At 42.4% G+C, this 22,184-nt stretch carries 24 protein-coding genes; 15 read left to right on the top strand and 9 right to left on the bottom strand.

The window, feature by feature from the left end; all coding sequences use genetic code 11:
• Window positions 1-634 precede the first annotated feature (634 nt).
• From ACIGG7_RS13795 to ACIGG7_RS13755, 9 genes are all read left to right on the top strand, one after another.
• On the top strand, window positions 635-1,903 hold the full coding sequence (locus tag ACIGG7_RS13795) for an MFS transporter (protein WP_397549992.1): 1,269 nt from the start codon (window positions 635-637) through the stop codon (window positions 1,901-1,903).
• 170 nt (window positions 1,904-2,073) lie between these two features.
• On the top strand, window positions 2,074-2,601 hold the full coding sequence (gene sigY, locus ACIGG7_RS13790) for an RNA polymerase sigma factor SigY (RefSeq protein ID WP_397549991.1): 528 nt from the start codon (window positions 2,074-2,076) through the stop codon (window positions 2,599-2,601).
• Window positions 2,591-2,908, top strand: coding sequence for a YxlC family protein (locus ACIGG7_RS13785; protein WP_397549990.1), 318 nt, complete (start codon window positions 2,591-2,593; stop codon window positions 2,906-2,908). The genes sigY and ACIGG7_RS13785 overlap by 11 nt, the downstream gene beginning before the upstream one ends.
• Complete coding sequence (locus ACIGG7_RS13780; protein ID WP_397549989.1) at window positions 2,905-3,117, top strand: sigmaY antisigma factor component; 213 nt, start codon at window positions 2,905-2,907, stop codon at window positions 3,115-3,117. Before ACIGG7_RS13785 ends, ACIGG7_RS13780 begins: the two co-directional genes overlap by 4 nt.
• Window positions 3,114-3,428, top strand: coding sequence for a YbjQ family protein (locus ACIGG7_RS13775; RefSeq protein ID WP_224941687.1), 315 nt, complete (start codon window positions 3,114-3,116; stop codon window positions 3,426-3,428). The genes ACIGG7_RS13780 and ACIGG7_RS13775 overlap by 4 nt, the downstream gene beginning before the upstream one ends.
• 539 nt (window positions 3,429-3,967) lie before the next feature.
• Complete coding sequence (locus ACIGG7_RS13770; protein ID WP_397549988.1) at window positions 3,968-5,725, top strand: ABC transporter ATP-binding protein; 1,758 nt, start codon at window positions 3,968-3,970, stop codon at window positions 5,723-5,725.
• On the top strand, window positions 5,722-7,740 hold the full coding sequence (locus tag ACIGG7_RS13765; protein ID WP_397549987.1) for an ABC transporter ATP-binding protein: 2,019 nt from the start codon (window positions 5,722-5,724) through the stop codon (window positions 7,738-7,740). Before ACIGG7_RS13770 ends, ACIGG7_RS13765 begins: the two co-directional genes overlap by 4 nt.
• A gap of 296 nt (window positions 7,741-8,036) precedes the next feature.
• Window positions 8,037-8,414, top strand: a complete 378-nt coding sequence (locus ACIGG7_RS13760; RefSeq protein WP_397549986.1) for a hypothetical protein — start codon at window positions 8,037-8,039, stop codon at window positions 8,412-8,414.
• Complete coding sequence (locus ACIGG7_RS13755) at window positions 8,411-8,905, top strand: hypothetical protein (protein ID WP_397549985.1); 495 nt, start codon at window positions 8,411-8,413, stop codon at window positions 8,903-8,905. The genes ACIGG7_RS13760 and ACIGG7_RS13755 overlap by 4 nt, the downstream gene beginning before the upstream one ends.
• Before the next feature lie 349 nt (window positions 8,906-9,254).
• Here ACIGG7_RS13755 and ACIGG7_RS13750 read toward each other — a convergent pair whose 3' ends face one another.
• The gene (locus ACIGG7_RS13750) at window positions 9,255-9,863 is read right to left on the bottom strand and encodes an NAD(P)-dependent oxidoreductase (protein WP_397549984.1); all 609 of its coding nucleotides are present in this window, start codon (window positions 9,861-9,863) and stop codon (window positions 9,255-9,257) included.
• Between the two features lie 200 nt (window positions 9,864-10,063).
• Between ACIGG7_RS13750 and ACIGG7_RS13745 the strand changes: the two genes are divergently transcribed.
• From ACIGG7_RS13745 to fumC, 4 genes are all read left to right on the top strand, one after another.
• Entirely contained in the window at window positions 10,064-10,885 is an 822-nt protein-coding gene (locus tag ACIGG7_RS13745) for an amino acid ABC transporter substrate-binding protein (protein WP_397549983.1), read from the top strand.
• Window positions 10,869-11,564 (top strand): amino acid ABC transporter permease, encoded by a 696-nt coding sequence (locus ACIGG7_RS13740; RefSeq protein ID WP_224941680.1) that lies wholly within the window; start codon window positions 10,869-10,871, stop codon window positions 11,562-11,564. The genes ACIGG7_RS13745 and ACIGG7_RS13740 overlap by 17 nt, the downstream gene beginning before the upstream one ends.
• Before the next feature lie 18 nt (window positions 11,565-11,582).
• Window positions 11,583-12,317 carry an amino acid ABC transporter ATP-binding protein gene (locus tag ACIGG7_RS13735; protein ID WP_397549982.1) on the top strand — a complete coding sequence of 245 codons (735 nt, stop codon included), beginning with the start codon at window positions 11,583-11,585 and terminating at the stop codon, window positions 12,315-12,317.
• Window positions 12,318-12,621: 304 nt separating this feature from the next.
• Window positions 12,622-14,007, top strand: coding sequence for a class II fumarate hydratase (fumC, locus tag ACIGG7_RS13730; protein WP_397549981.1), 1,386 nt, complete (start codon window positions 12,622-12,624; stop codon window positions 14,005-14,007).
• A gap of 73 nt (window positions 14,008-14,080) precedes the next feature.
• Here the strand turns inward: fumC and ACIGG7_RS13725 are convergent, their stop codons facing one another.
• From ACIGG7_RS13725 to ACIGG7_RS13715, 3 genes are all read right to left on the bottom strand, one after another.
• A complete protein-coding gene (locus ACIGG7_RS13725) occupies window positions 14,081-14,299 on the bottom strand; it encodes an alpha/beta-type small acid-soluble spore protein (protein ID WP_034763234.1) in 219 nt (72 codons plus the stop codon).
• 594 nt (window positions 14,300-14,893) lie between these two features.
• Entirely contained in the window at window positions 14,894-15,991 is a 1,098-nt protein-coding gene (locus ACIGG7_RS13720; protein ID WP_397549980.1) for an ABC transporter ATP-binding protein, read from the bottom strand.
• Window positions 15,992-16,088: 97 nt separating this feature from the next.
• Window positions 16,089-17,006 carry a PucR family transcriptional regulator gene (locus ACIGG7_RS13715; RefSeq protein ID WP_397549979.1) on the bottom strand — a complete coding sequence of 306 codons (918 nt, stop codon included), beginning with the start codon at window positions 17,004-17,006 and terminating at the stop codon, window positions 16,089-16,091.
• Window positions 17,007-17,155: 149 nt separating this feature from the next.
• Here ACIGG7_RS13715 and ACIGG7_RS13710 point away from each other — a divergent pair, with 149 nt between their 5' ends.
• Window positions 17,156-17,416, top strand: a complete 261-nt coding sequence (locus tag ACIGG7_RS13710; RefSeq protein WP_224941675.1) for a metal-sensitive transcriptional regulator — start codon at window positions 17,156-17,158, stop codon at window positions 17,414-17,416.
• Between the two features lie 53 nt (window positions 17,417-17,469).
• Here ACIGG7_RS13710 and ACIGG7_RS13705 read toward each other — a convergent pair whose 3' ends face one another.
• The gene (locus ACIGG7_RS13705) at window positions 17,470-17,658 is read right to left on the bottom strand and encodes a hypothetical protein (protein ID WP_224941674.1); all 189 of its coding nucleotides are present in this window, start codon (window positions 17,656-17,658) and stop codon (window positions 17,470-17,472) included.
• A gap of 97 nt (window positions 17,659-17,755) precedes the next feature.
• Window positions 17,756-17,965: a YheE family protein gene (locus ACIGG7_RS13700; RefSeq protein WP_224941673.1), complete on the bottom strand. Its 210-nt coding sequence runs from the start codon at window positions 17,963-17,965 to the stop codon at window positions 17,756-17,758.
• 126 nt (window positions 17,966-18,091) lie between these two features.
• Between ACIGG7_RS13700 and ACIGG7_RS13695 the strand changes: the two genes are divergently transcribed.
• Window positions 18,092-18,490, top strand: coding sequence for a ferritin family protein (locus tag ACIGG7_RS13695; protein WP_224941672.1), 399 nt, complete (start codon window positions 18,092-18,094; stop codon window positions 18,488-18,490).
• Window positions 18,491-18,523: 33 nt separating this feature from the next.
• On the opposite strand, the gene ACIGG7_RS13690 is transcribed toward ACIGG7_RS13695, so the two are convergent.
• The 3 genes from ACIGG7_RS13690 to ACIGG7_RS13680 are packed head-to-tail and all read right to left on the bottom strand — an operon-like array spanning window position 18,524 to window position 22,175.
• Window positions 18,524-19,714: a YheC/YheD family endospore coat-associated protein gene (locus ACIGG7_RS13690; protein ID WP_397549978.1), complete on the bottom strand. Its 1,191-nt coding sequence runs from the start codon at window positions 19,712-19,714 to the stop codon at window positions 18,524-18,526.
• Window positions 19,711-21,084, bottom strand: coding sequence for a YheC/YheD family endospore coat-associated protein (locus ACIGG7_RS13685; RefSeq protein WP_224941670.1), 1,374 nt, complete (start codon window positions 21,082-21,084; stop codon window positions 19,711-19,713). Before ACIGG7_RS13685 ends, ACIGG7_RS13690 begins: the two co-directional genes overlap by 4 nt.
• Window positions 21,084-22,175 (bottom strand): YheC/YheD family endospore coat-associated protein, encoded by a 1,092-nt coding sequence (locus ACIGG7_RS13680; protein ID WP_397549977.1) that lies wholly within the window; start codon window positions 22,173-22,175, stop codon window positions 21,084-21,086. Before ACIGG7_RS13680 ends, ACIGG7_RS13685 begins: the two co-directional genes overlap by 1 nt.
• Between the last annotated feature and the right edge of the window lie 9 nt (window positions 22,176-22,184).

The following is a 22,184-nucleotide window of genomic DNA, read 5'->3' as shown; positions in this document are numbered from 1 at the left end:
ATCCAGCCAATCACAACAATTGCACCAATCACCATTAATATCGTACGTACCATCTAAATCACCTCGACTTTTTGTAACGTGAAAACTCTACTTTGTTTCTAACCGGTTAAAATAAAGATACCCCGTCATCTAATTGTTAAAACATTCTCCTTCTGATTGTTGAACCACTTTACTCCTGCAGGTGTTATTTCTGTACCGATTCTTCCTCTTTGAATGTGGATATTATTATTAGTTTGCTCTTTATAAGCAAAAATATGATCATATATTGGAATGGAGAAACTAAGGTAAACTGAATGAGCAGATAACGGCGAAATATAAATTTTATCGGCGAAATCCAGATTATATCGGTGAAATCCGTAATTTAACGGCGAAATCCAGATAATATCGGCGAAATCCGTAATTTAACGGCGAAATTCAGATTATATCGGCGGAAACTCAAATATAACGGCGAAATCCAGATAATATCGGCGAAACCTCAAATTTAACGGCGAAAACGCTGCTCTCACTCGAGTCCTAAAGGATCGCAGTCACTATCCGACTCAAGGCGGAGGAAAAAACCACCAGTAGACCCTCATACTGTTCATCTGTCCCCTATATTATGAAGGTAGTTAATTATTAATGGGGGACGGAATGTATGAAAAAAATGATTGAAATCTTTAAGAATCCGATTTTTTTGAAGTTGTTTTTCGCTAATTTCACTTCGCATATGGGAAGTGTCATTGGATTGACAGCATTTATGTTTTATCTTCTGGATCGTTTTTCTGATCAACCGATGTATGCTTCTGTTACGGAAATGATGTATTCAATCCCGACACTTGTTGTGTTTTTCCTTGTAGGGGTTTTTGCTGACAGGATGGACCGGCAAAAAATTGCGTTTCACTGTGATACGATCAGTGCGATTCTTACTCTATTATTATTCGGGGCTGTATTTATCGGCTGGCTCCCTCTTATCTTTGCTGTTCTATTCTTGAGAAGTGGTGTCCAGAAATTTTTCTTCCCGGCGGAACAGGGAATCCTGCAGGGAATACTTTCAAAAGATGATTATTCCACAGCAGCTGGACTCAATCAGATGGTGATGAGCTTGTTTATGCTTCTTGGAAATGCCGTAGCGATATTTGTTTATTGGACCACTGGGATCTACGGTGCCATCGCGGTGGATTTTGCTACATTTGTGGTATCGGCCATCTTGATTAAGAAATGTGTTATTCCTGAAGAAGTCAGGTTGCCGAATGGGAAGCATTCTCTGAAAGATTTAAATATTGAATCAGTCACGAAAGACTTTACAGCCGGTATGAAGTATATTGTGAATCATAAGCTGCTCTTATCACTGATCGGAGGGTTTGTGGTCTTCGGGGTCGTGAACGGTGGCTTCGCGGTCATCCCTATCTTTATATTAAAATATAAGCTGGCTCCCGATTCTTATGAAGAATATTCAATCCTATTAGGTATCGCATTCGGGGCAGGAGTGCTGATTGGCAGTATTTTCTCCTCCATGTTGACACAGAAATTCAAGTTCCATGTATTAATTGTGGCAGGCCTTGTCATCTCAGGGACCTTTATCATCGCTGCATCCTTCGCACCGACCACCTGGATGTTCCTGATGATCATTTTTATCTCAGCCCTGGGGTTGCCGCTTGTTAACATTGCCATAGGAGGATGGATGCCGAGTATCATCGATCCTAAAATGATGGGACGGGTACAGGGGTGGATCAATCCCCTGATGATGCTGTCACAATCAATCACCCTGGGAGTCATCGCTTTGGCATTCCCTTCTGTTATAACAGTGGAAATGCTCTACTGGTTAGTTGGTGGATGCCTGATCATAGTAGCGGTATTCTACACAATCATCCTGCCTAAATACGTAAAAGAAGAAGAAACACAGTCTGCTGTCTTAAACGGATAATGAACCCTCCCTCTACTGGATGTGCAAGGTGATTCAGTAGAGGGATTTTTTCGTTCAAGCATGAATGTAAAATATTTTAATAAAGTATAATCAAATTATGAACGATTTTTCCTGTTGTACGTCTTATCAATGAACTCACCTGTTGGGGTGGATAGAAAGGACATTAGGGGATGGAAGAGAGAAAATGGATTAAGCAAGCAAAAAAAGGGGATCATGAAGCTTTTGCTAGACTTTTTAGAGAACATTATCCTTTTCTGGTGAAATACTTGATCAAAGTGACCATGAACCGGGATCAGGCTGAAGAACTTGCTCAGGAAACAATGGCTAAATGTGTGGAGAAGATCCATCAATACAATGGAAAATCCAAGTTCTCATCCTGGCTGATCTCGATTGCCACCAATCGGTATATTGATCTTCAGCGCAAAAAGAATAGAGAAAAAGACTGGCAAAAGGAAGAAATGAATGCGAGAAAGCTGAAGTGGGAATTAGAATCAAGAAATGAGGAGTGGAATGATGTGTTGTCCGCATTGTCAACATTATCTGAAGATATCAGGCTCCCTATCATCCTGAAACATTACTACGGGTATTCTTATGAGGAAATTGGCCATATGACGGATATACCGCCGGGAACGGTTAAATCGAGGGTTCATCACGGAATCAACAGGCTGAGAAAGGAGTTGAAAATAGATGAACAATGAACATGAACAAGATGAACTAATGAAGTTATTGGATGAAGGCTTTCGTTCCATAGATGACGGGATAGACCAAAGTACCCCTTCCGAGCAGTGGTTTGAGAGATTTGCAAAGGACCAGCAAGAGCAGCTTAAGAAAAGGTTCAGAAGAGATCTTTCCGTCTTTATTCTTCTTGCCTGCTTCATCCTGGCAATGTTCTTTCTTACATTATTCCAAATGCCTGTTCTATTTCTTCTCCTTCAAGGCGCCGCATTTGTTGGAGCATCCATTTATACAGGGATCACCTATGTGAAAAAGGTGAAAGAGATATGACAAAAGAAGATCTCTTACTATTGTTTCTTGTCATTCCGATTCTTCTGATACAAAGCATATATTTGTTTATCGATGCCAGGAAAAATGGGCATCAGTACTGGTTCTGGGGAATCTGGGGATTGATTCAGTGCCCATTCCCCATCATCTTTTATTTATTATTTGCCAAGAAAATTTGGAGGAAATTGAAAGCAGGGGAGAGAGAATCATGATTATCGTAACAACAGATTTTGTACCAGGGAAGGAAATCAAAGAGCTAAAGGGGTTCGTCAGGGGAAGCACTGTACAGTCGAAGCATATCGGAAAGGATCTCATTGCAGGGCTCAAGACCATCATTGGCGGAGAAATCAGTGAATACAGTGAAATGATGGAGGAAGCCAGAAAGCAGGCGATCGATCGTATGATAACTGAAGCCTCCCAAAAGGGAGCGAACGCTGTGATAGCCGTTCGACTCGAGACATCCTCAGTCATGCAGAATGCATCTGAAATCATTGCTTACGGAACAGCGGTCACTGTTGAATGAAAATGCTCGTTCACTAAAAGAGTAAACGCTCATATAGTATATAGAAAATTATCAATAAAAATAATATTGACACAATTCAAGGCCTATAGTATGGTTATTAATGGAATAAAAAACGAAATGAATGGAGGGTTTGTGATGATGAAAATGTATAGAATTCAAGGAGCCTCAGCGGCTTTTCATATCAATTTCATATCATCACATGACCAGTAACTCCTTATCGATTTTTATCATAATCAATGAGCACAGGTTATGTATGTAATCTGTGCTTTTATATGTCCTAAGATAAAGACGGACGTTCATAAGGCGCAAGAGATCCGATTGGTCAAACCAATGACCATGATGAATCTGACCGCCTTTTGACGTCCGTCTTTTCTGTGTTGCCGGCAAACGGTGTATCCAAGGGAAATCCTTGATCACATAAATGATGAATTTTTTAAGGAGGAAATGATGATGGTATTGATTCAAATGAAGAAGATGATGTCTGCTGTGGAGACAGAAGGCGGATAGTAAAGGAAGTCAACATGAGGAGGTAGAGTGGAATGTTCAGTATTTTTAAGAAGTTGTCATGGTTTTTTATCGAAAATTGGAAGAGGTATACAGTGGCGATCGTTTTATTGACGATTGTCGGTATTCTTGATGTGATGCCCCCTAAGCTTGTGGGGAATGCCATCGATGACATACACCTGGGGGATATGACCTGGGATGTGGTGGGCAAGTATCTCTGGTTGATTGCAGGGATTGCCATCGTTTCGTACGGAATGACATATGTTTGGATGTATCAATTATTTGGCGGGGCTTTTCTCGTTGAACGAAAGCTTCGCAGCAGATTTATGGGTCATTTGTTAAAAATGACGCCCACGTTCTTCGAGAAGAATCGTACAGGAGATTTAATGGCCAGGGCGACGAATGATTTGAAAGCCATTTCGGTTACAGCAGGATTCGGGGTCCTGACGTTAATTGATTCCAGCGTATTCATGTTAACGATCCTGTTTACCATGGGATTTCTCATTAGCTGGAAACTGACAATCGCAGCCATCCTGCCGCTGCCGGTCATGGCGTTGTTAATGAAGGTATATGGGGCAAGGATTCATAAACGATTCACTGAAGCGCAGGATTCATTCGGGGACTTGAATGATAAGGTGCTCGAATCAATTGCAGGTGTACGTGTCATTCGGGCGTATGTGCAGGAAAGAGCGGATGAGAAGCGGTTCTCGGACATGACGGAAGATGTATACAACAAAAATATCGCTGTGGCCAGGATCGATTCACTCTTTGAACCGACAATTAAAGTCCTGGTGGGATTGAGTTATTTGATCGGTCTGGGTTATGGTGCTTACCTTGTGTTCCATCAGGCCATTACATTGGGAGAGCTGGTCTCATTTAATGTTTACTTAGGAATGCTCATCTGGCCAATGTTTGCAATCGGTGAACTCATCAATGTGATGCAACGGGGGAATGCCTCACTTGACCGGGTACAAGAGACCCTAGATTATGAGCAGGATGTAAGGGATCCTCAGCTTCCAAAATGGATTGATTCCCCTGAAAAGATCGGATTCAATGACGTGAATTTCAAGTACCCTTCCTCACAGGTACTGAATCTATCCGACATCAATGTAAATATCCATAAAGGCGGTACGCTTGGTATCGTCGGGAAGACCGGGAGCGGGAAGACGACTTTCGTTAAGCAGCTTCTCAGGGAATATCCCGCCGGGAAAGGAACGCTTTCCATCGGGGGAATACCGATCACTGAGTTGACCATTCAACAAGTAAGGGATTGGATCGGCTACGTGCCACAGGATCATGTCCTATTCTCCAGGACTGTAAGAGAAAATATTTTATTCGGAAGACATGATGCAACGGAGGGTGATCTTGAAAGAGCCATTGAACTGGCTGATTTCAAGAAGGACCTCGAGATGCTTCCAGATGGATTGACCACTCTTGTCGGAGAGAAAGGTGTAGCCCTTTCAGGTGGACAGAAACAGCGGATTTCCATTGCGAGGGCACTGATCAAGAGTCCGGAAATCCTGATCCTTGATGACTCGTTATCAGCCGTCGATGCCAAAACCGAAGCAAAAATCATAGACAATATACGTACAGAACGTGAAGGAAAAACAACGATTATTACGACTCATCGCCTTTCTGCGGTCCAACATGCCGATTGGATCATCGTATTCGAAGATGGGAAAGTAGTAGAAGAAGGAGTCCATGAACGGCTTCTTGAGAATGGTGGCTGGTATAAAGAACAATTCGACCGCCAACAAGTTGAAGATTCCTCACTTGAGGAGGTGGGCGCATGAAAGTCGGAAGAAAATTAACAGACTATGCCCTGAATTATAAAAAAATTATCATCGCGGCCCTTTTGATGCTCAGTGTATCAGTGGCCGCAGAGCTTGCAGGTCCGTTCATTGCCAAAAAAATGATTGATGACCATATTCTTGGAATTGAATCCACCTGGTATGAGACAGTGGAAGGGAAAGAAGCTGTTCCTTATGAAGGGAAATGGTATAAGCGTGAACAGTATTTCATGGAAGGAGAGACCAAAGGGAAAAATATCCGCATCCTTCAGGTAGGCAGGGCGTTTTATTTCGTTCCAGCCCCTGTGTCCTTTGATGGTGAACGAACTGTTACATCAGGAAACATGACGATTACAAAAGGGAATGAGACAGCGACGTATCCCGCGGAAAAGTTATCGGGTGATGAGCTTCTGAAATTTTATAATCCTGAAATCCCGAAGATTATTAAATTGATCTCCTTTTATTTCGGGCTGCTTGTCATCTCTTCTTTCTTCCAATACGGTCAGCGGTTCTATTTACAGAAGGCCGCTAATCGGGTCATTCAGAAGATGCGTAATGACGTGTTTCAGCATATACAGAAACTTCCGATCCGCTATTTCGATAACCTGCCGGCAGGGAAGGTCGTCGCCAGGATCACGAATGACACAGAAGCAATCAGGGATCTGTATGTGACGGTCCTGTCGACTTTCTTCTCGAGTGCGATCTATATTATCGGGATCTACATTGCGCTCTTTATCCTTGATGTGAAATTGGCAGCGATCTGCCTGATCCTGATCCCGATTCTAGTTGTGTGGACGTACCTGTACCGCATCTATGCTTCTAAATACAACCATATCATCAGGTCGAAAGTCAGCGATATCAATGCCATGATCAATGAATCAATTCAAGGCATGAACATCATTCAGGCTTTCAGCAGGGAAAAGAAAACAAATGAAGAATTTGAAGACTTGAATGAAACACACTTCAAATATCAAAATAAACTTCTCAGCCTGAATTCGATGACCTCGCATAACCTTGTAGGGGTTTTAAGGAATGTTACCTTTGTTGCATTCATATGGTACTTCGGAGGAGCATCGATCGGGGTCGGTTCTGTTGTCACCCTCGGCGTACTTTACGCCTTTGTCGATTACATCAACCGATTGTTCCAGCCGGTGACAGGGATCGTGAATCAGCTTGCCAACCTTGAACAGGCACTTGTGGCCGGTGAGAGGGTGTTCAAGCTTCTAGACGAGGGCGGGACGCCTGTAGAAGATGAGAAGATGGACAGATATGATGGAAATGTCCGCTTTGAGCATGTCTATTTTGGATACAAAGAAAATGAATATGTGTTGAAGGATATCACGTTTACGGCTAACAAAGGAGAAACGGTTGCTTTGGTCGGACATACAGGTTCAGGAAAAAGCTCAATCATGAATCTCTTGTTCCGTTTTTACGATAGCAATGAAGGAAAGATTCTCATTGACGGAAAGAACATTGTTGATATTCCATATCAGACAATACGTGAACATATGGGGATCGTGCTTCAGGATCCGTACTTGTTTACAGGAACGATTGCTTCCAATGTGAGTCTGGATGATCCACGCATTTCAAGGGAACAGGTAGAGGCGGCACTGAAAGCAGTTGGCGCAGAAAAAGTATTCAAGAACCTGGAGAATGGCTATGATGAACCGGTGATCGAGAAGGGGAGTACCCTGTCATCGGGTCAGCGTCAACTGATTTCCTTCGCACGGGCGCTTGCCTTTAATCCGGCAATCCTAATTCTGGACGAAGCGACTTCAAGCATCGATACAGAGACTGAAGCCGTCATTCAGGAAGCGATGGAAGTGTTGAAAAAAGGTAGAACGACCTTTATCATCGCTCACAGGTTATCGACCATCAAGGATGCCGATCAAATCCTGGTTCTGGATCGGGGAGAAATCGTTGAGCGCGGTAATCATGAAGAATTGATGAAAAGGTTAGGCCGTTATTATCAAATGTATAAGCTTCAACAAGGAACGAAAGATAATATGGCAGGATAGTAGGGAAGGGCATCTGGTTAATATAGCCAGATGCTCTTTCTTATTTTGGGTTTTGAAAATAAAATCTTGATATTGAAAATAAATCGGGATTATTGAAAATAAACCTCTCACTTTTGAAAATATCCTGTCGATTTGAGAGTGCTATCAACAAATACTCCCTTTCAATCAAGCAAAAATACAAAATCATGTTAAGAAAACAGGACTTTTGTGGGATTTTGTCGTTTTAAATCGAATTTCTTCCTTTATCAATGTATAATTTAATTGATAAAAAAGTTTCATAAAGGGAGGATCCTAAGATGGGATGGATAATCGCCATTTTATTTGGGACAGCAGTAGTGCTGCTCATTTTATCGTTTGTTAAAACGACACAATCCAACTCAAAGCTTGAGCAACAGATAGAGCATGTATCCATTTCTGTATTGAATGAGGTACACGGACTGGAGATGCAATTACGTAATATCCAATTGGATGCAGAAATCACTGCACAGCAGGCAGGTGCTGCACCGGCGGATTCCGAAGAGCGGGATTTGCTGCGTGAGATGCTTGATTTGTATAAAAGAGGCTATTCGATTGACAGCATTGCAGGTAAAACCAAGCTCAAGCCCAATGAAGTAGAGTCTTTACTCTCACCGTACATGACCCAGAAGACTGAAAGGGGCTTAGTGGCACAATGAAAGTGACATCGAATTCATTGCGGAGCTTTGCAGCAGGGATCTTGATCGCGACCTCCTTGATTGGGGCGGTGTATCTTTTCGGTCCTTCAGAAGCAAAGAGTACCGGGAAAGAAGAACCAGCGAAAGTAGAGAAGCTGTCTGAAGACGAAATGGTGAAGAAGCTGACATCGAAAGGTTTTGTCATACATACAGAAGATCAGTGGGAGAAGCAGCTTCAAGCCATGAACGAAAATCAGCAAGATAAAGAAACAGAGAAAAAAGATGATAACGCTGATGGTAAAGTGATTTACAAAACGATGCTTACCGTTTCTACAGGCATGACGAGTATCGATGTCGGTAATGCACTGGAGAAAGCGAACATCATCGAAAGCGGGTTGGACTTCTATAAGGAAGTGGAAAACCGGGGTGTTGAAAACGACTTGCGTCCAGGTACATTCGAAGTCGAAAGTGGGATGACCACAGACGAAATCATAAGAACCATCTTTAAATGATGACGTTGAGGATGGGACATAACTAAATGAATCCAATTTAGAGGTCAACGATCTGTAATCATGCCCTTTTGGGGATCACGTGTTACACCGCTGTTGATTTCCGTGCAAGACTTCGCTTTCCTCGGGCGGAAGGCGAGCCTCCTCACAGCTTTCGCTCCTGTGGGGTCTCACCTATTCCGCTTTTCCCGTAGGAGTCTTCGTCTTACACTCCAATCAACAGCTAGAACAAGCTAAATACACAGTGTTTGCTTTATTTATAAACAAGAAAAAATCCGACCGAATTAGATTCTCATCCAATCACTCGTTCGGATTTTTCTTTGGTTGAAAGGCTTTTGTCCCAGCTCCTCATTTAATAACAAATACCAACCCGGCTCCTGAGATAGGTGTCGTCTTCAAGTTGTTTGAAAATAAAATCCCCGGTGTCATACATGGAAATGCTTTTTCCTCCTTCAGGGAGAACATCTCTTTCCGTCCTGTAATTCCCCACTCTCTCTCCGTCTGGTAAATAGGTAGGGCATACAACGGTCCAGTCCATTTCAGATGCCTGTAGCATGAAAAAGGCCCTTAAGTGGTCTTCTGCAGCTATTGTACTTCTTCTTTTCGTTTCACTAGACTGAAAGCGGTATAGACTTGCATCCTTCCGTGCCTGTAAGATCCCTGCCGTACCACATGTGATGATTCGTTTCACTCTATGTTCTCTCATGGCTTGCAATATGATGGGCATACTTCTTGAGAGGACATCATTTTTATCTGTATTCAGGCAGCTGATCACTGCCTTAGTTCCCTCAATGGTCTTCATCACGTCTTCTTCGTTCAGGACATCACCAATCATCTCCTTGGCGGAAGAAACACTTTCACTACTTCTCCGAACTAAACAATTGACTTCATACACTGGCATGGCCTGTTGTAAGACGACTGAACCAACCCTGCCCGTACTTCCAAATAAGGCAACCTTCATTTTGACTTCCCCCTTCTTTATATAAAATAGTGTATCTCATAACAATCGTTTTTTACATGATTGTGTATTCAGGGATGCATACTAGAATGTATACAAGAAAAATTCTCGAATTAAAACATTTATGTTGACTTATTTCCTGTATCGTTTTATGATGACAATCGTAACGAATTAAATCCGATAAGAATAGTGGGGGTTTTACGATGAAAAAGTGGAAATTATCCATCATTATGCTAATCACCTTATCTATGGTATTAGCTGCATGTGGTCAATCTAAAGATAAAGAAGAATCTAATGGAGATTCGAAAGATGAAAAAACATCTCTTTACGATAAAGTGAAAGAAGATGGCGAATTACTAGTAGGGACGGAAGGTACATATCCTCCATTCACGTTCCATGATGAAGCTGGGAAACTAACAGGATTTGATGTGGAAATCGCCCGTGATGTAGCAAAACGTTTAGGTGTTGAAGCGAAATTCCAGGAAACTCAGTGGGATGCAATGTTTGAAGGATTGAACTCCAAGCGTTTTGATATGATCGCCAACCAAGTGGGGATCCGCGAAGATCGCGAGAAGAAATATGATTTCTCTAAACCATATATTGAATCAAGTGCTGTAGTCGTTGTGTCCAAGGATAACAAGGATGTTACTTCGTTCGAAGACATCAAGGGATTAACTTCTGCACAGTCCCTGACAAGTAACTACCGTGACATCGCTGAGAAGAACGGAGCGAAAATCCAAGGCGTTGAAGGTCTAGCTCAGTCCATTCAACTTCTGGAACAAGGCAGAGTGGATGTGACAGTCAACGATAAGATTTCGATTCTTGATTATTTAAAGAAACAGCCAAACGCAAACATCAAGATTGCGGCTGAAGCTGAAGATGCAGGTCAGAGTGGCCTGATGTTCCGTAAGGGGAACGACAAATTGGTGGAAGAAGTAAATAAAGCGTTAGAGGAAATGATGGAAGACGGTACGTACAAAGAAATCTCTGATAAGTGGTTCGGAGAAGATGTATCTCCTAAGTAGCATTTACCAGGATCCTCAAGCAATGATTGATATTTTACAAAGCTCCCTGCTTCCTATGTTAGAGGGGGCTTTGTATTATTCTATACCTCTAACGCTCATTTCATTTGCTTTAGGGATGATCCTGGCTGTTCTGACTGCTCTTGCCCGTCTGTCAAATATATCAATCTTACGGGGGATTGCCCGGTTTTATGTGTCTGCGATAAGAGGGACCCCTTTACTTGTCCAGTTATTTATCATTTTCTACGGGTTGCCTACTCTGGGGATCAAGTTCGATCCGTTCCCTTCTGCCATCATCGCTTTCACATTGAATAAAGGTGCGTATTCTTCAGAAATCGTTCGTGCCGCGATTCAGTCGATCCCGAAAGGACAATGGGAAGCTGGATATTCGATCGGCATGACGTATTCTCAGGCATTAAAGAGAATCATCCTGCCTCAAGCGACACGGGTATCCATTCCGCCATTATCTAACTCCTTTATCAGCCTTGTAAAGGATACATCACTTGCTTCCTTGATTCTTGTGACGGAAATGTTCAGAAAAGCCCAGGAAATCGCTGCAACGAACTATGAATTCCTTCTCATGTACATGGAAGCAGCGCTGCTTTACTGGATCATCTGCTTTATTTTATCCATCATACAAGGTCGCATCGAGAACCGTCTGGATCGGTATATTGCCAAGTAATAGTAAAGGAGATTGAATATGATTTCCATCAAAGGATTAACCAAACGTTTTGATCAGTTAGAAGTATTGAAGGGAATGAATATAGAGGTCGATAAAGGACAGGTCATTGTTCTGATTGGCCCATCTGGTTCAGGGAAGACGACGTTGCTCCGCTGCTTGAATGCTCTTGAGATCCCTAATGACGGTACTGTTTCCATAGAGGGGACAACCGTGGATTTCAATAAGAAAGTGTCAAAGCAGGAGCTGATTAAACTAAGAAGAAAAACGGGAATGGTATTCCAGAATTATAACTTGTTTCCCCACATGACAGCTCTGGAAAATGTTATGGAAGGACCTACAGTCGTCCAAAAACGAAATAAGGCAGAAACAAGGGAAAAAGCCATCAGGTTACTTGAAAAAGTGGGACTTGGTGACAAAGTGGACTACTATCCTTTCCAACTCTCAGGAGGACAGCAGCAAAGGGTGGGAATCGCAAGGGCACTTGCGATCGAGCCGGAAGTGATGCTCTTTGATGAACCGACTTCTGCCCTGGATCCTGAATTGGTAGGGGAGGTCCTCAAGGTGATGAAAGACCTTGCCGAAGAAGGAATGACCATGGTCGTGGTGACTCACGAAATGAGATTCGCGAAAGAAGCTGCCGATAAGGTCTTCTTCATGGATGGCGGCTATATTGTCGAAGAAGGTTCTCCAGTCGAAGTATTCGAGAACCCGAAGAATGAACGTACAAAACAATTCCTGAACTTAATACAATAGAATGAAAAAAGATGGATAAGTAGGATGCTTATCCATCTTTTTTTGCATTTGAGGGGAAGGCTAGAATAGTTTGACACGAGTTAGTGTGGAAGTAGCACAAGTTTTGTCCAAAGTGGCACAAGTTCCCCCTAAAGCGGCACAAGTTTGACCCCAACTGGCATCAAACCATCATAACATACCTTCATTCCCCCGAAATTTTTTGAATAAATCGAGAAGTCCCTAATAAACTTTTCAGAATAAGGTTAGATGGAACGATTTAGTGGAAATATGGAAGTAGATGAATGTTAAACAGGGAGGAATGAGAATGGAATATCGTATAGAACGCGACACAATAGGAGAAATGAAGGTTCCGAAAGAAAAATACTGGGGTGCCCAGACACAGCGGAGTAAAGAAAATTTCCAGATTGGTACAGAGAAAATGCCCATTGAGGTTACATATGCCTTTGCTCAGCTGAAAAAAGCGGCGGCGGTAGTCAATCATTCACTTGGGAAGCTTTCGGAAGAGAAGATGAAGGCTATAGGTCAAGCTTGCAATGAAGTTCTTGAAGGAACTTGGGATGCCCATTTCCCCCTGGTCGTTTGGCAAACGGGGAGCGGTACTCAATCCAATATGAACGTCAATGAAGTGGTGGCTTATCGTGCCAATGAAATCCTTGCTGAGGGGGGTTCGGAGGAAAAGGTCCACCCCAATGATGATGTGAATATGTCCCAAAGTTCCAATGATACGTTTCCGACGGCCATGCATATTGCCGCTTTTCAACAAATTGAAGCAAAGCTGTTTCCTGTTGTCCAGGAGTTTATCGGAACCCTGACAGAAAAAGAAAAACAGTTCCAGGATATCATTAAAATAGGCCGTACTCATTTACAGGATGCTACTCCGTTAACGCTTGGACAGGAAATCAGCGGGTGGCGGTCCATGATGGAAAAGTCCTATAGTATGATGAGAGAAAGCCTACAGAGACTTGTCAATCTCGCCATTGGAGGAACAGCCGTGGGGACAGGTATCAATGCAGATCCGACATTCGGTGATAAGGTGGCACAACAACTCGAAGCGCAGACAGGGATCAAGTTTGTTTCATCCGATAATAAGTTTCACGCCCTGACATCCCATGATGAAATCGTGTATGTACATGGTGCTGTGAAAGCATTGGCTGCAGATTTAATGAAAATCGCCAACGATGTCAGATGGCTTTCGAGCGGTCCCCGAAGTGGCATTGGGGAATTGACGATTCCTGCTAATGAACCGGGAAGCTCCATCATGCCGGGGAAAGTGAATCCGACACAAAGTGAGGCGGTGACGATGGTCGCAACCCAGATCTTCGGAAATGATGCTGCCATCGGATTTGCCGCCAGTCAAGGAAATTTCGAATTGAATGTGTTTAAGCCGGTCATCATTTATAACTTCCTGCAATCCGTACGCCTTCTGACGGATGGTGTGAAATCCTTCAACGATAAATGTGTGAAAGGATTAGAAGCCAATACAGAAGTCATTGAGGACTTTGTGCAAAGGTCCCTCATGCTCGTGACGGCATTAAACCCGCATATCGGATATGAAAAGGCAGCCGAAATTGCCAAGAAGGCCCATCAAACGGGTTCCACATTAAAAGAAGCCGCAATCGAGTCTGGATACCTGACAGAGGAACAGTATGATAAATGGATCGATCCAGCGAGCATGGTCAATCCTAAATGACAGATCGATTCAACACTATTAAAGCCCCCGGTCATTTGACCGAGGGCTTGATCCATTCATATGAAATTGCTAATTATTTTTGGTACCCGCCGCCGATTTGTTGTTCAGCCATTTGAACAAGGCGTTTCGTGATTTCTCCACCTACAGAACCGTTAGCACGAGCTGTTGCATCTGGTCCTAATTGTACGCCAAATTCAGAAGCGATTTCGTACTTCATTTGGTCGATTGCTTGTTGAGCTCCTGGAGCTACTAGTTGGTTAGATGAATTGCTGCGAGATTGTTGCTGTTGCATAATCTGTCATCTCCTTAAAATGTATAAGATTTTTTTGGTTGGGTCAGCTGGAATTGCACCAGCCCGCTATTCCATGAGCGGCCATCTATTTATGGCGTAACCCAGCGAGTAGGATGGGAGAAGGCTTGTGGCTGCCTTGTTACTAGGTATTATGGATTTTCTGGAGAATAATATTCAACACGATGACAGGGAATTTATTCCTGTAAAATCCCTGCAAGATTTCTACATAATTCATCAGAAATGTAATAAGGATAACACTATACAATGAATAAGATTGAAAGTATGGTGACACAGCATGAAAGCTTGCGCATTATGTAACGGGATCGTTGAATATAGGGGACTCTGTAAGAAATGCGGGGACTCCACAACCGATCAAGGAAGATATTATGATTTTTACGATGAGTACAGTGCGTATATGGATATACAACATGTACAATTAGCCGACGGTATTCCGAATAGCAGCTGCTCTGATACTTGCCTACATCTTTTTACATGTATCCGATGTGGAGATGAAGAGGGAAAGAGTATAGATTTGACGGAATTTTAACATAAAATGGCGCAGCCCTTTTTTAAGGCTGCGCCATTTTCTTATCTTTAACGAATTCTAGACTCAGATTCTGAATCAAAGAAATGTGCTTTATTCATATCGAATGCCAGTTCAATCGTTTGACCGGCAGAAATGTCTGTGCGGGAATCGACGCGGGCTACAAACTCCTGTCCTTCAAATTGAGAGTATAGCATCGTTTCAGCACCCGTCAATTCAGATACTTCAATTTTTGCTGTGATTTTCGCACCTTCAGCAGTATCTAAGAAGAGTGGCTCATCATGGATATCTTCAGGACGCACACCGAGAATGATACTCTTGCCCACATGTCCTTGTTCGCGAAGGACCTTCATTTTTCCTTCAGGTACAGAAACTTTCGTTTTTCCGATAACGAACTTTCCATCCTCAAGTGATCCGTGGAAGAAGTTCATGGCAGGTGATCCAATGAATCCTCCTACGAAGACATTCTCAGGCTTATCGTAAACTTCTTTAGGGGAACCGACTTGCTGGATGACTCCATCTTTCATGACAACAATCCGTGTAGCCATTGTCATCGCTTCTGTCTGGTCATGTGTTACGTAAATGGTTGTTGTTTGTAGACGTTGGTGCAACTTGGCAATTTCTGCACGCATCTGTACACGAAGCTTTGCATCAAGGTTAGACAATGGCTCATCCATCAAGAATACTTTCGCATCACGTACGATCGCACGGCCAAGGGCCACACGCTGACGTTGACCACCAGATAATGCTTTAGGTTTACGGTCAAGTAACGCTTCTAGACCAAGAATCTTAGCCGCTTCCTGCACCCGGCGGTCGATTTCCTGTTTGTCGAACTTGCGTAATTTAAGACCGAAAGCCATATTATCATATACGCTCATATGTGGGTATAAGGCATAGTTCTGGAACACCATGGCGATGTCACGATCTTTAGGCGCTACATCGTTCACACGTTTTCCATCAATGGAGAAATCGCCTTTTGAAATTTCTTCAAGTCCCGCAATCATGCGAAGGGTAGTGGATTTCCCGCAGCCTGAAGGTCCAACGAATACGATAAATTCTTTATCTTGAATGTGGAGGTTAAAGTCATTAACTGCCGTTACTTTACTATCATAAATTTTGTGGATATGTTCGAGTTTTAATTCTGCCATTATAGTTTCTCCTCCTTGATTTGCAATCGTTTTCATCTATGTATTCATTGTAGAGAAAGCGGATTCAAATCGATATGGTCAACCTGCACAAAGATACTTAATTCTTTTTGGGCAGGTTGTCAGATTGGAAGCTTAAATAGGCAAAATAGGCAAGAATGCCACCTTGAAAACGTTTAATATCGATATTTGTTTTTTCGATAAATTTATCAATGCGGTATTGTACGCTGTTTCGATGCAGGAATAACTTCTTGGCCGTCTGACTGATATTTGATTGGTTTTCGAGGAAGACCTTGATGGTTTGAATCATTTCCGGATCTTCAGTAAAGACGTCTATCACCTTTTTGAACATATGCTCCTCCCATTTTTGAGGAAAGTGGTGAAGGATGAATTCTGGCAGAATCGTCACAGCCGTTTGGATGAACTCCTGCTTCTGAATGGTTTTGGAAAAAGAAAATAGCTCCCGCTCATGAGTAAAGAAAGCAGGGTATTGAGCATTCAATTCGTGAAATTGCCCAATATAAAAAGAAGGGCTGACGAAAAAATCCGATTCAATAACATGGGAAATGGATTGTAATTGCTCTTCGTCCATTGTCCATTCGTTATTCTCTTCGATGAGCAGGCCCATGCGATCAGCTAGAAAAATAAGGATTGTCCCATGTGGCAATAAATGCTGAAATGCTTCTTTCAGTTGAAACTGATTCTGACCTTCGTTCAAACTGAACTGAATAACACGGAATTCTTCTCCATTGGTGACGGGGGGAGCTCCATTTGCTAACAAATAATTGTACCACTCGACAGAAGCTGGAGAATCATTCACGTTTACAGGAGAGGGTTCAACTTGTTTAAATAAGCATGTTAATAATTCCAGTTCTCCCTGGGATAGTTCCGATTGGTCAATTCCGATATATTCATCTTCATGTTTAGTTGTAAACCATACCATCGTGGATTCAAGGTTTGTAGGGTAATGGTGCTGGATTACGGCATCGGGGTATTTTTTACGTAAATGTGTAAACATCTGATCCCTCTTTGTTCAATATTATAGTAAATAAGGTTATAATGACTATTGTACTGAAATCGTTCGAGTATTCAAAGAGCGCATGATTGCAAAAATACGCTTATTTTAATACTATTATAGAATGAATAAATTCTTATGGGGTGTCCAGAATGGAATATACTAAAGAAGTTACGAATCGAATGAAACGTCTTGAAGGTCAGGTTCGCGGAGTATTGAAAATGATGGAGGATGAGAAGCACTGTAAGGATGTTGTGACTCAATTATCAGCCGTTCGAACTGCCGTTGACCGTACAATCGGACTCATTGTAGCGAAAAACCTGGAAGCGTGCATACGCGAATCAGAAGAAGAGGGCTTGAAAGCGGAAGATGCGATTCAAGAAGCCGTCAATATGCTTGTAAGAAGCCGATAAATGGTAAAAAGCTGCCTTTGGGGAAGAAATCCCCAATGTGCAGCTTTTTTGTTTTATTGTGGCGGTTCTTCGTAGTCTGTGATTTCAATGGCTTCTTCGATGTTTGTCGTGTTTTCCCTCATATGGACAGAACCTCCGGACATACCTTCGTTGATGAAACGGTCCACATCGAGGAATGCTTTTTCTCTTCCTTCATAATTCGTGTCTGGAAGGAATTGATCGTTTTTATTTTCTCTTTTCATGGTATACCAGCCTCCTTTCTATAGTGTTAGAAAGGAGGCTGAAGTTATGCACGTGCTATGCTGAAATTTTCGTGAGAGAAGAACTATGTAAGCTTTATCACTCATATACATGGAAGAGCATCAGTTCATGGAGCTGTTTCTTAAGAGTTTCTTCCACATCATCTGCAGGAATGTGACCGGTCCATTCGATTCTGCCGTCTTTGTGGTAAATTCCTGTGAATTTCGTCCCCCCGAAGTAAAAGGAGAATGTCCAGCCGGGCAGCTGTTTATTGTCAAACATGTTCTTATATTGAAAATGTTGGATCATCGTGCATCACCTCCAATCATATTGTAAACGTTTTAACTCCACCTGTGTAGGACCAGCTGTGAAATGTATCATAAATGCGTGTCTCCTCTAATAGAATTTACTGAAGAGATAGGGGAGGGACGGAGAATGAATTCGTTTATTCGTGATTTGCAAAAGGCAATAAGTGATGAATGGACAGGTTATTATTTCTATAAAGAGTTAAAAGCGAGGACCAATAATCCATTATACGTGGAGTTTATCGAACATGCCCAAAAGGATGAAAAAGAACACTATGAAATGTTTCAATATCTTCATTATTTATTAACAGGTGAGTATTATGAGCATAAGAAAGAAAAAGTGGGTTTCACCACCTTTAAAGAGGGGGTGCTTCGGGCCTTGAAGGATGAACTGGAAGCGGCAGACTTTTACAGGGATATGCTCCTCGAGATTCCGAATCAACAAGCGTATAAGCCTCTTTTTATTGCCATGACGGATGAACAGGAACATGCAACCAGATTCTCAACCATCTATAATTCATTACGATAAACGATTGAGAAAAGGTTGAACCTTCTCGAAGATTCAACCTTCCATGTTTTGGGAACTGAGTGTGAGGAACGTACGGACAAGCTGTATTCTCCGCTTAGTTTCAATTTCAACCTCATCAAAGCTCATAGGTTTAGAATTGATTTCAAATAAAACCAGACCACCTTGTTCCCTCGGTGCAAGGTCGATGGAAAACTCCCCGACATAGCCAAAGGATTTAGCCAGCTCCTCCCCGCAAGCTTGAACAATCTTTGAAATTTCCTTTTTTATTTCCGCGTCAGCTGCCTCTTTCAAGGAAATGACCTTCCCCCCTGCAGGTACATGGGTGGTGACCTCCTGACGTTGAGACATGCGGACACCAATCCCAATCAATCGAAAATCTTCTCCTGTATGGAGAACTAAAATGCGAAAATCAAAGCGGTGATCATGGAGCGACTTACATGGAACGGCTTCCTGCATGATCCATTGACCGCCAGAGAACCATTCCTGATATGTTTGTTGAAGGCGTGAGAGTGATGCGAATCTCTCTATTTTTTTTACACTTCTACACATTATCCCGCCATTCGGGTCCTTATCAATCAGCCTGATCCCTTTCCCTTGGGAAGAAAGGGAGGGCTTTACATATATTTTTTTATGAGTTGACAGAAAGCGTGTTAAGGAATCTTCATCCGTCACAAGTTCAGTCCGGGGCAAATATGATTTGAGCTCTGCGTTCTTCGATAGAAGTTCATAAATTTCCCATTTATTAAAAAAATGGGGGTTGAAAAAAGAAATGTTATGCTTCTTGATAAAGGCGAGTAGTTTTTCATACGATTGGTTTTGTTCCGCGTTCCGTGATGGAACCCGATTATAAATAACATTCGGAACCGGAAAAAGGCACCTTACCCATTTGTGTAAAGTTTGGTTATATACGATCCCCCAAATGGTATCTCCAAACACATCCTGCGGAGAAAAAACGAAACAGATTCCACCGGATTTTTCCACGTCCTGTTGAATCGAACGGAATAACTCAAAGTTCCCCTTGTATTTACTTCTGCCTTCTTTACTAGAGACAATGCCGATTAGGGGGATGGCTTTAGAATTCTTACCTGTTGACACATCGAATAGATAGCTTTGATTGGTGTCTTTAGTGGATAAAAGAAAGGAATTCTTTGCAAATCCGAAAGTCGTGATGGTCTCTTCAGAGTGAAAAAAGGTCCTCTTGGTTCGATCATAAAGGATATTCATGGAATCATTTCCTCAGGATGATGTAAGCTTTGCTGAGTAAGGAAGATTCCGAAAGATAAGGCGAGCTTTCTTGTTAATAAATCATAATCCTTTAATTCGGGATGCGAGAATATTGATCTGCCAGGCTTTGAATTGGCTTCAAACATCCATACTTGATGGTTGTCGTCCACACCGAAATCGAATCCGATTTCGCCAATATATCCTTCAAGATTCTCCTCGATCGCATATGAAAGCAACAAGGCAGCATCCTTTAAACGCTCTTCGATGTTTTGTCTTTCCGTATCATCAGGAAATAGTTCTGATAGCACTTTTACGATTCCACCGTTATTCGCATGAGTCGTCACACTTCCTGAACCGGCGACCTTCCCGGCCATTGCGCTGACCTGCCAGTTTCCTTCTTCGTCTTTATTCGTATGAACCCTGAAGTCGATGGGCCGGTTATTTTCTTTCAGTAAGGAAATCCCCTGCTGAACGATAAAAGTGTCCAGATTCCGGTTTTTGAAAACAGTATTTGTCAGTCTTTCCAAGCTATTAAATTTAAGTAACCGATTCTTCTGATCATGATCTCTGAAACGGCAATAATATTCATCAGAAGACCGGTTATACGTGATTTTGTGGATTCCGTTACCAAGACTTCCGTTTTTCGGTTTGAGATAAATATGGTGATAGGATGATAGCATCCGCTCCATGTCATCGAAAGATTGGAATGGTCGGGTTTCCGGCAGGAATCGCTGAACGGTCCCGTCGTTTTCCAACCTCTCAAAAAGGTCGAGCTTATTGAAAAATCCTGGATTATACCAAGGGATTCCGTATTCTCTCTGCAACCTCTCCTTCAGATTCTGATACGTTTTCCTCTTTTCGCTTCGCCGGTTTGGAAGTCTGTCATATATCACATTTGGAAAAGGGATCTTTTCCACTTCCCACCCTTCCCCAAAATGGAAAAAACCATTAATCAACCCATTTTCCCAATCGATATGTCGCTCCCCAAACACAAAGGGAATAACCCCAAGAGAAGATTGGACCGATAATAGTTTTTTAAAGAAATGAGAGCGTTGACCGATGGGGCTTAACCGGAAGCTAGTAAACCCCGCAGTGAATATGCCAATCAGTACTCCTGCATATAAACAATCATCCTTACAAAAAAGTGAGAGGGATTCGACCTTGCTAGGAAGATTCAGTTTTCTGGCCAAGCCAGTGCTGATCCCCAATACATTGCGACCATTCGGATGGCGTCTGCAAGAGGCAGTTTGTCGTTTGGTCCCAAGTATCACTGTCTGTGGGAGGCTGCTTTCCTCGAGCCTGAATCCGGAGGGGAGATAGAGTAAGCACTCTTCTTCTTGAAATGGTTCGACTTTATACGTGTGAAGCATTAAAAATCACCTCGCCTTAAGGATAGAAGAGATTGAGAGGATAGAAATTCACAATAATCCAAAGGTGCTTTGTATAATGGTGTAAGCTTACCAGGCTGTAATGAATGTACGACTTTGTGACCCGGTTTAGAGTTCATATCCAGAACCCAAAGGGAATTATCCTGTGCGATGATTAAATCGACACCTATTTCAAATAAGGGAGAAAATTGTTCCTCAAGAAGTAGGGGGATCTCCTCTAAAATGGTACGTAGTTCATGTTCGATAAAGTCCCACGAATCTGAATTATGGGTACTCTTCCAATCGATGTAGGAAATATAGGATGCTCCACGGCTGATATTCGTCAAAATGCCATTCCTTTCACCTACACGGATTGCCCGTTGGAATTCTCTCCATTCTCCGCTCGCATCTTTATTCAGGAGGATGCGAATATCGAAAGGTGCTTCTTCTTTTGTCTGGTTCAATAACCGTTTTTGACAAATGAACGTGTGCTGCTTAAGGATGTGTTCGGCCCATTTTAGAAAAAATTCATCACTTGGGAAAGATTGTTCAATGATCCCTTGTTTCTTAGTTGTACGTACCCTGATCTCCTGCTGGGTTGTTATGAGATGATAAACGGCAAATCCGTGAGCCCCATCCACTGGTTTGATGATGATATCTTTATGTTGGTTAAGGAGATGTAATAAATGATTTCTATCCGTTACTAAATAGGTTTCAGGAATGTAGGGGGCAAGGGAGGTTTGGGTGAGCTTCTCATACAAATGCCATTTATTTGGTAATCCGTAACCAAGGAAACGGATATGCTTCTGGTTCTTTAACCACTGAACGACGGCCCTTGCCTGCCGGGACGTTAAATCATTCTGATAATACGTCCTGTCATAGATATACTCCGGTATTTCGAAGACGTCTTTTTCCCATTCTCCCTTGACCTTGTCGTAGTGAAGCCCCTCCACTGTTTCATTTAAAGGAGATATCCCTTGAGGAGAGAACAGGTAAAGGTCAATCGGATAAGAATTGGAGTGTCTGGCGATTTCAAGAAAGTAATCGTTCGTTGACTGTGGTGTGAGGGTCATGATGCCCAAAGAATGATTCATCGTAATAAT

Source organism: Rossellomorea sp. NPDC077527 (assembly GCF_044542955.1).
Lineage (GTDB): Bacteria > Bacillota > Bacilli > Bacillales > Bacillaceae_B > Rossellomorea > Rossellomorea aquimaris_E.
Note: the sequence above shows the minus strand (reverse complement) of the source record. Positions and strands in the feature narration are given on the sequence as shown.